Below are 12,236 nucleotides of genomic sequence, written 5' to 3' on the forward strand. Positions count from 1 at the left end.
CCAATAGCGCGGCTATTTGGCCGCAAAAAGACGCCTTGTGCCCTATCCCGATCCGCACTACCACCGCCTCGCGAAGGTTATGCAGGTCATCCTTAACAGGGCAGAGATGTAACACCCCTCAAGCCCACTTCCCAAATTGCCGATATCCACCCATTACCCCAAGGAACCACCATGGACGTCGCCCTCACCAACAGCATCGTCAACACCGCCACCGCGCTGGCCAGTGCCAAGACTTCGGACGCGCTGAACATGGTGGTCTTGAAGAAGGCGCTGGACATGCAGGCCGTGTCGGCCGCCACGATGCTGGACGCCATGCAGCAGTCCATGCCCCAGCCGGCGCTGGCAACTTCTGGCACGCTGGGCACCCAGGTCAACACGTTCGCCTGAGCCGCTCGGCGACCCAAATCAAGGGGCGCGGAACTACCTCAGCCGCGCAGGCGACAGCCCTGCCACATCCACCTTCTCGCGCACCAGCTCATCGGCCAGCGGCTCGCCGCGCAACAACTGCCGGGCCAACAACGAGGCACCCGCCGCGCTCTGGATGCCATACCCACCCTGCCCGGCCAGCCAGAAGAAGCCGGGCACATGGTTGTCCCAGCCAATCACCATGTCGCCATCGGGCACGAACGAGCGCAGGCCCGCCCAGGTGTGGGAGGGGCGGCGGATCTGGAAGGTGGTTTTTTCCTCGATGTGATAAATCCCCGTGGCCACGTCCAGTTCTTCGGGCACCACGTCGTGCGGGTGCGTAGGGTCCGCGTTTGCGGGGGAGCCCAGCAGCTGGCCCGCATCGGGCTTGAAGTAAAAACTCTCGTCGATGCCGATCACCGCAGGCCAGTGCGTGGCATCCATGCCCTCGGGCACGGCAAAGGTGAAGGCGGTGCGGCGGCGCGGCTCCAGGCCAATGGGCGGCACGCCTGCCAGGCCCGCTACCACGTCAGCCCAGGCGCCTGCGGCGTTCACAATGGTTTTGGCCTGCAGCACCCGGCCATCGGCCAGGGTCACCTTCCAGCTATCGCCAACGCGCTGCAGGGCCGTGACCTCGGCATTCGTCAGCACCTGGCCGCCGCGCTGGCGCAGGCCACGCAGGTAGCCCTGGTGCAGCGCGTGCACATCGATGTCGGCCGCCTCGGGCTCGCTCATGCCTGCGGCCACGGCTTCGGGCTTCAGGCACGGCAGCTGGGCCAGCAGTGCGGCCTGCTCCACCCATTCCACATTGGGGGAGATGGCGTGGGCTTCTGCATAGGCCTGTTTCAGCATGTCGAGCTGGTCCGGCCCGGCCACGTAGACCACGCCACGGGGCGAGAGGATGGGGTCAGCCCCGAACTCCGGGGGGGGCGCATCGTAAAACGCACGGCTCGCCCGTGTCAGCGCCTGGATGTTGGGCGTGCCGTAGGTGGCCATGTACAGGGCCGCCGAGCGGCCGGTGGTGTGGTAACCGGGCTGCGATTCGCGCTCCAGCAGCAGCACGCTGGCGCCCTCCCCACCGGCTTTTTCCTGTACCAACTGCCAAGCCACCGAGGCACCTGCAATGCCCGCGCCAATGACGATGGTGTCCGCTGATTGCATGGTTCTGTCTCCTGGCTCGAATTACACCGCTGACACTTGCGCCGCCGAGGTGGCACGGTCATCACGCGGCAGGCTGCGCGCATCGCGCGGATCGGGCGCACCGGTCACGATGGAGGTCAGCGCGGGCGCGGCGTTTGTTTGCATCAGCTTGGCGATGTCAGGCCGTGGGCGGGCCAGCCCGACGATGCCCTTGAATGCTTGCTCCAGCGCGTGGCCCACGCCCAGCGTGTGGCGGTCGGCACGGAAGCGCCCCACGATCTGCAGGCCAAACGGCATCCCCACGTCATCCAGCCCGCACGGCAAACTGAGCGCTGGGTGCGTGGTCAACGTGGTCACATAGGTCAGCGCCAGCCATCTGTAGTAGTTGGCTTGCGGCTCGCCGTTGATGTGGCTGGCAAACAGCTGGGTCCACGCAAAAGGCGACACGGGCGTGGTGGGCGCCAGGATCACGTCGTACTGCTCATACAACTTCTGGAACCGCGCCAGGATTCGCGTCTGCTCGGCCTGCGCCCAGGCGCTATCCAGCAGGGTCATCGCAGCGCCCATTTCGTAGTTGGCGCGGGTGTTGGGCCCCAGGCTGGCGGGGTCGCGCTCGTAGGCCTCGCGCGTGCTGGCCACAAAGGCTTCGGCGCGCAGCACGTCAAAACAGCGGTGCACGTCGCCCAGGTCGATGTCGATGGCATCGCAGCGGGCAAACAGGTGCTTCATGGCCTGCACCTTCTGGCGGAACACGGCGCGGATGCTGTTGTCCACCGCGCAGGCGCCAAAGTCTTCGGTGTAGGCCACCCGCAGGCGGCTCAGGTCCACCGTTTCGGGCAACAAGAAGCTCATCGGGTCCAGCGGGTAGCTCAGCGGGTCGCCCGCCGACATGCCGGCCGTGGCAGCCAGTTGCAGGCAGGCTTCTTCCACCGTGCGGCCCATGGGTCCCACCACCGAAATAGGCGTCCAGCCCAGCAGCTTGCGAGAGCTGGGCACCACGCCGGGCGATGGCCTGAAGCCCACCACCCCGCAGATAGATGCCGGAATGCGCAGCGAGCCGCCCGTGTCCGACCCCGTGCACACCGGCAGCATGTCGCACGCCAGCGCAGCGGCCGATCCGCCCGACGAGCCCCCGGCATTCAGGTTCGGGTTGAACGGGTTGCCGGTGGCGCCCCACACCGTGTTGCGCGAGTTCGCGCCCGCACCCATCTCGGGGATGTTGGTCTTGCCGGTGACGATGGCGCCCGCCGCGCGCAGCCGCGCCACCAGCACGTTGTCCTCCGCCGGGATATTGCTGCGGTAGATCTCCGAGCCGTAGGTAGTCAGCAGCCCAGCCGTGGCTTCGAGGTCCTTCACGCCCAGTGGTAGCCCGTGCAGCAGGCCCAGCGGTTCGCCACGCAGCACCGCCTGCTCGGCGGCCTTGGCCTCGGTGCGGGCGCGGTCGTAGCAGGTGGCGGTGATGGCGTTGACATGCGGGTTGACGGCCTCGATGCGCTCAATGCAAGCGTCGAGCAGCTCGACGGGCGAGACTTCCCGCGTGCCGATGTGATGGCGCAGTTCGTTGGCGGTCAGCTCGACCAGGGTGCTGTGTGAAGTCGTCATATCGAATGTGTCTCCTTTTTCTTGCTTGCCTGCTGGGGACCGGTCAGTCTGCCGTGATGGCCGCCCGCTGCGCCACGGCGCGCATCAACGGCAGTTCCTTGTCGATCAACTCGCTCACCGCCTTGGCAGAAGCATAGGTCGGTTCAAACCCCACGGCGATCAGTTTGTCGCGGGTTTCGGGGTCTGCCACCACCTGCGCCAGCGTCAGCTCCAGACGAGCCTTGACGGCGGGCGGCAAGCCGCGTGGGGCCACCATGGCCAGCCAGGTGTCCATCTCCACGCCGGGGTAGCCACTTTCGGCCAGCGTGGGCACCTTGGGCAGCAGGGCCGAGCGCTTGCCCGCCGTCACGGCAATGGCCTTGATCTTGCCGTCTTTCAGCTGCGGCAGCGCGGCCGAAACGGTATCGACCGTGAACGGAATCTGTCCGCCCATCAGGTCCACCATGGCGGGCGAGCTGCCCTTGTAGGGCACATGCTGGATCTTGAGGCCCGCCGCGTGGAAGAACATCTCGCCCGCAAACTGCGACGTGGTGCCCGCGCCATACGAGCCATAGGATTACTTGTCAGGCGCAGCCTTCACCATGGCCACAAACTGCTTCACGTCGCTGACCGGCACGTCCTTGTTGGCCAGCAGGATCAGGCTGGTGCGCCCTGCGATGCCAATGGGCTCAAAACTCTTGACTGGGTCGTACGGCAGCTTGGCGCGCACGGCGGGGTTCACGGTGAAGGTGGTGCCCGAGCTCATCAGCAGCGTGTAGCCGTCCGGCGCGGCCTTGGCCACATAGGCCGCGCCGATGGTGGTGCCCGCCCCCGCGCGGTTGTCGATCACCACGCTCTGGCCCAGCTTGTCGCCCAGCTTCTTGCCAATGAGGCGGCCCAGCACGTCGGTGGCGCCACCGGGCGGGAACGGAATCACCAGCGTGATGGGCTTGGTAGGGAACGTAGCCTCTTGCGCCACGGCAGGGCCCCATGCAGCGCCCCCCAAAGCACAGAGGATGGCGGACGACAAAAGCAGTTGCTTGCGGTTCATGGGGTGCTCTCCAAAGGTGACAAAGGTTGGGGGATAGACGAATCGGGGAATGACAACAATCAGCCTTGCGCCGCGAACACGGCCCGCCCGCGCTGCACAAAGCCCTGGTACTGCGCGTCGGGCACCAGCAGGCCGCCCGTGGTCCACACCAGGTGCGTGGCGTTGTGCAGCGTTGCATCCACGCCGGTGCTGCGCAGCCAGGCCTGCCCGGCGGTAGTGCCCGTCAGCATGGCCGGGCCGCTGAAGCCTGCCGCAGCCGAGGGCTCGATGCGCTCGCCCAGGGCATCGAGCACCAGCACCAGCTGCGCAAACAAGGTGTCATCGGCCACGGTAAACACGCCCGACAGCAGCGGCTGCATCAGCTCGGCCGCCAGCAGCGATGCACGCGGCACGGCCAGGCCATCTGCCTCGGTGCGGTTGGTCAGACCCCAGTCGTACACCGAGGGGTGGTCGTCCATCCCTGGTGTGGTGTCGGCCAGCATCTGCACCATGAAACACGGCGACTGCACCGGCTCCGCAAAAAAGCAGTGCACATGCGGCCCCAGCAACTGCCGCAGGCCAAACGTGATGCCCGCAGGCGCACCGCCCACCCCACAGGGCAGGTACACGATCAGCGGGTGCTCGGCATCCACCGCCACGCCCTGCGCTGCCAACTGCTTTTGCAGGTGCAACGCCGCCGCGCTGTAGCCCAGCAGCAGCGAAAACGATTGCTCGTCGTCCACAAAGTGGCACAGGGGATTGCGGGCCGCCTCGGCGCGGCCTGCGGCCACGGCGCGCTCGTAGTCGCCCGTGTGCTCCACCACCTGCACCCCGCACTGGCGCAGGCGGTCTTTTTTCCATTCCTTGGCGTCGGCCGACATGTGCACCGTGGCCTGGAAGCCCAAGGCCGACGCCACCACGCCAATGCTCATCCCCAGGTTGCCGGTGGAGCCCACCGCCACCTGGTAACGGCCCAGCACCTCGCGCGCCGCCGGGGTGGCCAGCCCGCGGTAATCACCGCCGGTTTGCACAAGCCCATGTTCCAGCGCCAGCCGCTCGGCAAACTCCAGCACCTCGTGCATGCCACCCCGTGCCTTGATGGAACCCGCCACAGGCAAGCTGTGATCGGCCTTGATGAACAAGCGCCCCTGCCCCTCGGCCACACCCAGCGCGGGTTGCAGCGCAGCGGCGGGCAGCAACGGTGACTCCACCACGCCAGCCGTGCTAGCCAGCTCCGGGAACACCTGGGCCAGCAGGCCGGCAAACCGGGCCAACCGGGCGGCGGCGGCCTGCGTATCATCCAGACTAATGCTGCGCCCCAGTGCCCGCAAAGCAGCCGGGGGTTGCGCCTGCCGGGCCGGGTTGGTCCACAGCGCGGGCTGAGCATTGCGCAGACGGTTGGCCAACAGTGCATCCACAGCAGGCGTTCGTTCAGCAGGCGTCATACAGATTCATTCAGTCGTTGAAGTCTTGACTGCATTCTTCGCCGGTCACGCCGCTGTCACAAGCCATTTATAGTAAGCGCAGCATTAGTATTAATAATGGACATTCGCCTCTCCCCCTCCCTGCTCGCCTGGCTGCGCAGTTTTGATGCAGCTGCCCGCCATGGCAGCTTTACCAAGGCAGCGGCCGAGCTGTGCATTACCCAGGGCGCCGTCAGCCAGCAGGTCAAGCAGCTTGAAGACTGGCTGCGCCGCCCGCTTTTCCTGCGCACCCCGCGCGCGCTGGTGCCCACGCCCGAGGGCAAATGGCTGGCCGTGGTGCTGCGCGAAAGTTTTGACGCCATCGAAAGCACGCTGGCCCAGATGCGCCAGCCTCCCGAGGCCGCCACCGCCACCTTGAGTTGCTCACCCTCGTTTGCCATGAGCTGGCTCACGCCCCGCATGGGCGACTTCTTTCGCCAGCACCCGCACACCGGCCTGCGCGTGTTTGGCGAATTCCACACGCTGGACCGCACCCGCATGGTGCGCGACGGCATCGAGGCCGCCGTGCGGTTCGATTTAGGCGGCTACCGCGACCTGAACGCCACCGTGTTTCTGGACGAGTGGCTCATCCCCGTGGCCAGCCCCGAGTTCCTGGCCCGCCACCCGCCCATCACCCAGCCGCAAGACCTGCACGGCGACTGGCTGCTGCACGACGGCAGCGCCTGGGAGGGCGCCGACACCTATGAAGAGTGGCAACACTGGTTTGCGCAGGTGGGCACCACACCCCCGCCCTGGGCAGGCGGCCAGCAGTTCAACCTGTCGCAACTGGCCCTGGGCGCTGCCCTGGCTGGCCAAGGCATCGCCATGGGCCGCGCAGCGCTGGTGCTGCAGGACGTGAAGGCCGGGCGTTTGGTTCCGCTGCTGGGGCGCAGCGTGTTGTCGCGGGCGGCGTATTCGTTTGTGACCACCAGCCACCCCAGCCCGGCGATGCAACTGGTGCGGGATTGGTTGGGGGATGAGGCGTTGCGGTTTTGTGGGGAGCGGGCGCAGGTGCTGCCAGCGCCGCAGGATGCCAAGTAGCTGGGTAGGCCAGGTAACGACGCCCAACCGGCGCACTACCCAGCAACTAGGTGTCAGGTTGTACCCAGTGAGTCGAGGCGAATACTGCGGCTACATATTCGATATTTTTGGCCCTAGCGCTTATTGAGCAAGCGCTAGCAGCTATTATTTTTGACAGATTCTTGGCTGTTCATGGCCAATGAATCCTGAGACAACTGGTCCTGTGACGCGGCCCACTCATTCACGGCGAAAGTTTGAGACAGGAGGCCCCAGCATGTCACTCGCGAGCAGTCGCGACGGCAATGTCTGAGATAACGAGGACCACCGCTTCCGGCCAGAAGTGGAAGTTGGCAAGACGGTGCTAACGTCATATACATGCTTGAAGACTATTTCTCCCTGCAATTGAAATTTGCCACGCACTACGCAGCGAAAGCGGCAGTGTCTCTCGACGTCGCCATTGACCGCTGTACCAACTTGCGACGCAGGCTGAATCTTTGGGGGGACGCTGGCGGAAGTAGGTGGAAACTCTTTCTGAACAGGGTAAAAATCGCGGTCGACAACCGTGCCGAGCAAGTCGCTTTATGTGCCGAGTTCCAACAATCTCTTTCCTACATCGAAGTCAAACGGTCGTTCGGCTGTTTTTCTTACGATCCGCCCGATGCATACGGTACCTTGCGCATCCACTTTGTTGTGCCAGATGGAATCAATTCCAGTCCGCTTGCTATTGAGAATTCCAGCGCAAGGAGGGCCGATTTACAAAAACTGATATCGCATGTTCAGCGCACGGAGCCACGCGCTACAACCGTGCGCGGCGTTTCTTGGCTCTACAACCTGCAGGCATACAAGCGACTCTTTCCAACGGCCTATAGCGCTTCAGTTCAGTCCGCACGGTTTCCCTTGCACTTGAACGGGAGTTCGACCTGGGGCCAAGTGCTGAACTGGCGGCAGGAGGTGAAACCGGATGTGCGAGATCAATTGTTAGTTCGCCTCAATGACATGGAGGTCGCAACTCCTTGGCTGGTCTTTCCGCTCCAAGCTTTGGTCGCTACCAGCCAGATTGAGGTGTTTTATGACCAGTTCACATGAAGGTTGTCGAATGTCGGACATGGGCCCGTTGCACCCGTTGCAACGACTGTTGCTATTGACCAATACGAGCCGTCCAGGGCTACCGGCAACGGATGCTTAATCTACTGAGGAGCGGGAATATTTGCGTACGTTCGCCGCAATGATGGGCTACGCGAAGCCAGCGCGCCAAGGCCAAAGCATGTTGCTATGCCAACCACTGCACACAGCGACCCGAGAGCAACCCAAGAAAACGATTTGGCGATGAGGATGTAGGTTTGCCAACTCATCAACGCGATCAGCATGGTCGCGCAAGCTTTCAGCTTATGTGAGGGCGCGAGCAACACGCCAGTGCAAACAAGAAGTATCGAAACTGCAGCGTAGCTAATCGACCAGATCGAAATTGATACGGGTGGAAAAGCACATAGTCCGGGCGACGAACGCCACCACCCGTCTGGACAGACAAACTTCCCCCAACGCGTGACCTGATAAAAAATCAGCATTTGGCCGACAGTGACAATGCCGAAGCAAAAAATTGCCAAAGCCAACCAACGAACGGCTGCAACAACGCTGAGGGGAAATCTTTGCATAGCTCAGTCTATCCCTTCGTACCTGGCAATGGGCTCCATCAATGATCTCATCGGTAGCAGCGTGCACTTAGCTGAAGGTCACGGCAGCCAACAAGAGCGTCGAGGGCTGGTGGAGCCCTTCACAATCAAGACTTACCCCCACTTGTTCGAGATGCCGACCCTTCATCATGGATAAATTTTTGCTACAGAAGCAGGTGCTGGAACGGCTCGCCGAAGACCTGGTGCAAGCAGAACAGGCAATGCGGGCGGCCCATGAAACGGCCACTCACGAAGAAAACATCGCCGAAAACAAATACGACACATTAGGACTCGAAGCCGCCTACCTGGCCACCGGTCAAGCTCGCCGCGCCGAAGCCATCCGCCAGGCGATAGCCAATTGGCGCCAATTCCGCCCGCGCCCCTACGACGCCAGCAAAGGTATCCAGCTCGGCGCGCTGGTCTGCCTGGTTGATTCTGACGACAAGGAGCAGCAGCTCTTCCTCGGCCCGGATGGGGGCAGCATGAAGTTGGTCAGCGGCGCACAGCTCGTTCAGGTCATCAGCAGCGAGGCCCCTTTGGGCGGGGCCATGCTGGGTAAATGCGAGGGTGATGATGTGTCGATACAGGTCGCTTCAATCCGACAGCAATTTGAGGTGCTGCGGGTTCATTAAGCTGCATGTAAGTCCACGCCGAATTGGCCGATGTCAATAGAGGTTCGGGCGTGGTGAACGTACCGGCTGGCTGGCAAGGTCAGCCGAACTTTGAACCAGGCCACTGGGTCCGAGGTGTCGCATGCGCGTGAATGAGCGCTGAGTGGCCCAGACCGTGAACTCAGAGGGCCGACATCACCGACAGCAACCGCTGCAATGCGCCCGTTCCGGGCAGTCCCGCCGGAACAGTGGCACAGACTGGGCCTGACCTGTAGCGGCATACCCGCCACTTCTCGCCCCCGTTGGGTCAAAAAACTTTGCGAAAAGATAAAATTTATACTCTTTTTAAATATTAAGAGTATAAATAGCATCATGTCTACTGACCTCATACCTACCCTTGCCGCCGCCCGCAAGGCCCACCAGATGACCCAGGCCCAGCTTGCCGAGCGTGCAGGCCTTAGCCGCATGACGGTGCAGCGCACCGAAGGCGGCGACCTGGACCCGCGCTATTCCACCCTGGCTGAAATGGCCCGCGTGCTGGGCATGGACATCATTGCCGTGCCCAGCAGCCTGCGGCCCAGCCTGGAGGCGTTCATCCAGTCGGGGGGCAAGTTTCTGGGGCAGCCCGAGGGCGTGGATGCGCCGCCATCCGTGGTGGACGGCATGCGACGCTGACCAATAGCGGTCACCACGTGCGCACCCATTCCGCCAACACTCCATGAGCACCTCCATCCGCTACCTGCGCCTGTACCTGCACCGCCCGGCAAAGGCGGACGGGGCGGCAGGCGGTCGCGAGCCGATTGGCTACCTCTCGCAATACGGCGACATCCTGCGCGTGTCGTTTGACGAGAGCTACATCCGCAACCCGCAGCGCCCCACCCTGTCGCTGAGCTTTCAGGGTGCCGACGAGGCCGCGACGCAGCAGATCCTCGCGTCGGCGCGGGATGCGCGGCTGGTGCGCACCGATGGGCGCTGGCCGGTGTATTTTCAGAACCTGCTGCCCGAGGGCCACAACCGCGAGCGGCTTGCGCACGAGCGTGGCTGTAGCCCCGATGACGAGTTCGAGCTGCTGGCCGCCGCAGGCCACGACCTGATGGGCGCGCTGGAGGTGGAGCCCGTGCCTGCGCAAGACGGCATCCCGGACGTGGTGCGGCACTGGCACACGACCCAGGGGCTCGATGTGCTGGAGCCGGGGTTTGTGGAATACCCGGTGGAAGACGCGGCCTCGCTGCCCGGCGTGGTGACCAAGTTCAGCGCGGTGCAGGACGGCCGCCGCTACACGGTGCATCGCAAGGGCGCGGCGGGCAGCGTGATCTTGAAGCTGCCCACCACAGCCCACCCCGACCTCGTGACCAACGAGTTCACCGGCTACCAGTTGTGCAAGGCGCTGGGCCTGCATTGCGCCGATGTGCGCGTCATCACCCGGGCCGAGGCCGACCTGCCCGATGCCGTGCCCTTCAACGAAATTCTGGCCGTGCAGCGTTTTGACCACCTACCCGGCGGCGCCCGCGTGCACATGGAAGAGTTCAACCAGGTGCTGGGCTACACGCCGCGCCAGAAATACGGCAAAACCCATGGCAAGGGCGCGCTGCAGGACTGGGCCACCATGCTGCGCGTGCTCAACCGCCTGAGCCGCCAGCCGGTGTTGGACACGCGCGAGTTTCTGGCGCGCATGGTGGCCTTCATCCTGATGGGAAACACCGATGCACACCTGAAAAACTGGGCCCTGGTCTACCCCGACGGCCGCGTGCCGCAACTGGCCCCGGTGTACGACCCGGTGTGTGTGGCCGCGTTTTTTGAGGGCGTGCCCGACCAGCAATATGCAGTGAACCGCGCCATCGACAACACCCTGCGGGCGCTGACCTGGGACGACATGGAAGGCCTGATGAAATCGGCCGGGCTGCTGCGCGTGCCCCGGCACCTGGCCTTGTTGCGCGACACGGTGGCGCGGGCCAAAACGGAATGGCCCAGCCTGCTGGAGAGCGCCCCGGCGTCTGTGCGCAATGTGGTGGCGCAGCGGCTTGCAGGCGATGTGGCCCTGGCCCGGTGATGGCGGGCCACGCGGCAAAATCGGCAGGCCTGCGCGCAGGGTTCGGCGCGGGCGCTGCCTTGTGACCCCGAACCGTTTTTGATTTGCTCCATCCATGCACTCCCCGATCGCAACCACCACGCCCCCAACAGCGTCTGGCTCCTTGCCGCCCGATGCGGACAGGGGCGCCCTGCAGGTCCCACACCTCAAACGCTGTTGGTCACGCTGGATGACCGCACGCCAGGGCCAGGGTTTGAGGGGCGCCGAAGCGGAGGCCCACCGCACACAGATCGTGCTGGCCGCGCTGGGTGTGGGGCTGGAGCAGACCATGCAATACGTGCTGCGCGAGGCCCCGGAGTTCGCTGCCTTTGAGGACTGGATCGTGCGCACGGCGGGCGCGCCCGATGCTGCCACCGTGGCGCGGATTCAAGCCCTTGTGGATGGCGGCCCGACGCCCGAAGCGGCCTTGCAGCTGCAGGCCCGGATCGATGCGATGGAGCCCGTGCTGGATGCGGACGACCTGGCGCATTGGGACGAGCATGGCTATGTGGTGGTACGCCAGGCCACCACGCCAGAGCACAGCGCCGCCGCCGCACAGGCTGTGTGGGAAGCCGTGCGCGCCGACCCCGCAGATGTGGAGTCGTGGTACGCCCACGCCCCGCGCAACACCATGGTGCAGATGTTTCAGCACCCGGCATTCGACGTCAACCGACGTTCCCTGCGCATCCACAAGGCATTTGCGCAGCTGTGGGGCACGGCAGACCTGTGGCGCAGCACTGACCGCTGTGGCTTCAACCCTCCAGAACGCCCCGGCTACCCCTACGGCGGCCAGGGCATGCACTGGGATGTGAGCCTGCACCAGCCTATTCCCTTTGCCACCCAGGGCATCCTGTACCTGACCGACACGCCCCCCGAACAAGGTGCCCTCACCCTGGTGCCAGGTTTTCACCGCCGGGTGGGCGACTGGCTGGCCCAGCTACCCGCTGGGGTCGAGCCCCGCCAGCAAGACCTGCATGCGCTGGGTGCCACACCCATCGGCGCGGGCGCGGGCGATCTGGTGATCTGGCACCAGGCCCTGCCCCATGGCCCCAGCCCCAATCGGGGCACGCAGCCCCGGCTGGTGCAGTACATCAACCTGGCCCCCGCCCAGGTGCCTTGCCACGACACCTGGGTCTGAGAGGCTGAGAGTCTTTTATCCATGCCCGCCTTGCACGCGAAAACGCCCCGGCTCGTCGTTGCAAATGCTCGCCATAGCCCGAGCTATGGCTGTGCTTTGCGCCTAGATTC

General features: G+C 64.4%; 11 protein-coding genes and 1 pseudogene. 8 read left to right on the forward strand and 4 right to left on the reverse strand.

All coding sequences use genetic code 11. The annotated features are described in order from the left end of the window. Positions 1 to 171 precede the first annotated feature (171 nt). Complete coding sequence (locus tag C8C93_RS07990) at positions 172 to 387, forward strand: putative motility protein (protein WP_121420030.1); 216 nt, start codon at positions 172 to 174, stop codon at positions 385 to 387. Between the two features lie 33 nt (positions 388 to 420). On the opposite strand, the gene C8C93_RS07995 is transcribed toward C8C93_RS07990, so the two are convergent. The 4 genes and pseudogenes from C8C93_RS07995 to C8C93_RS08010 form a co-directional block, all read right to left on the reverse strand. Then, positions 421 to 1,566, reverse strand: a complete 1,146-nt coding sequence (locus tag C8C93_RS07995) for an FAD-binding oxidoreductase (protein ID WP_121506496.1) — start codon at positions 1,564 to 1,566, stop codon at positions 421 to 423. A gap of 21 nt (positions 1,567 to 1,587) precedes the next feature. Continuing rightward, the gene (locus C8C93_RS08000) at positions 1,588 to 3,147 is read right to left on the reverse strand and encodes an amidase (RefSeq protein ID WP_121506497.1); all 1,560 of its coding nucleotides are present in this window, start codon (positions 3,145 to 3,147) and stop codon (positions 1,588 to 1,590) included. A 43-nt stretch (positions 3,148 to 3,190) separates the two neighbouring features. Then, positions 3,191 to 4,177: pseudogene (locus C8C93_RS08005) on the reverse strand (Bug family tripartite tricarboxylate transporter substrate binding protein). A 59-nt stretch (positions 4,178 to 4,236) separates the two neighbouring features. Continuing rightward, entirely contained in the window at positions 4,237 to 5,601 is a 1,365-nt protein-coding gene (locus C8C93_RS08010; RefSeq protein ID WP_121506498.1) for a D-serine ammonia-lyase, read from the reverse strand. 96 nt (positions 5,602 to 5,697) lie between these two features. Between C8C93_RS08010 and C8C93_RS08015 the strand changes: the two genes are divergently transcribed. The 7 genes from C8C93_RS08015 to C8C93_RS08045 all read left to right on the forward strand — a co-directional run bounded on the left by C8C93_RS08015 (position 5,698) and on the right by C8C93_RS08045 (position 12,126). Next, a complete protein-coding gene (locus C8C93_RS08015) occupies positions 5,698 to 6,660 on the forward strand; it encodes a LysR substrate-binding domain-containing protein (protein WP_121506499.1) in 963 nt (320 codons plus the stop codon). Between the two features lie 354 nt (positions 6,661 to 7,014). Next, a complete protein-coding gene (locus C8C93_RS08020; protein WP_233559266.1) occupies positions 7,015 to 7,725 on the forward strand; it encodes a hypothetical protein in 711 nt (236 codons plus the stop codon). Between the two features lie 733 nt (positions 7,726 to 8,458). After that, a complete protein-coding gene (locus C8C93_RS08025; protein WP_121506501.1) occupies positions 8,459 to 8,941 on the forward strand; it encodes a GreA/GreB family elongation factor in 483 nt (160 codons plus the stop codon). A 23-nt stretch (positions 8,942 to 8,964) separates the two neighbouring features. Beyond that, the gene (locus C8C93_RS25635) at positions 8,965 to 9,072 is read left to right on the forward strand and encodes a YXWGXW repeat-containing protein (protein WP_121506502.1); all 108 of its coding nucleotides are present in this window, start codon (positions 8,965 to 8,967) and stop codon (positions 9,070 to 9,072) included. A gap of 220 nt (positions 9,073 to 9,292) precedes the next feature. Beyond that, positions 9,293 to 9,595, forward strand: coding sequence for a helix-turn-helix transcriptional regulator (locus tag C8C93_RS08035; protein ID WP_121506503.1), 303 nt, complete (start codon positions 9,293 to 9,295; stop codon positions 9,593 to 9,595). Positions 9,596 to 9,638: 43 nt separating this feature from the next. Next, positions 9,639 to 10,970 carry a type II toxin-antitoxin system HipA family toxin gene (locus C8C93_RS08040; RefSeq protein ID WP_121506504.1) on the forward strand — a complete coding sequence of 444 codons (1,332 nt, stop codon included), beginning with the start codon at positions 9,639 to 9,641 and terminating at the stop codon, positions 10,968 to 10,970. A 208-nt stretch (positions 10,971 to 11,178) separates the two neighbouring features. Beyond that, positions 11,179 to 12,126, forward strand: a complete 948-nt coding sequence (locus C8C93_RS08045; protein WP_121506505.1) for a phytanoyl-CoA dioxygenase family protein — start codon at positions 11,179 to 11,181, stop codon at positions 12,124 to 12,126. Positions 12,127 to 12,236 lie beyond the last annotated feature (110 nt).

The organism is Acidovorax sp. 93 (assembly GCF_003633835.1).
Lineage (GTDB): Bacteria > Pseudomonadota > Gammaproteobacteria > Burkholderiales > Burkholderiaceae_C > Acidovorax > Acidovorax facilis.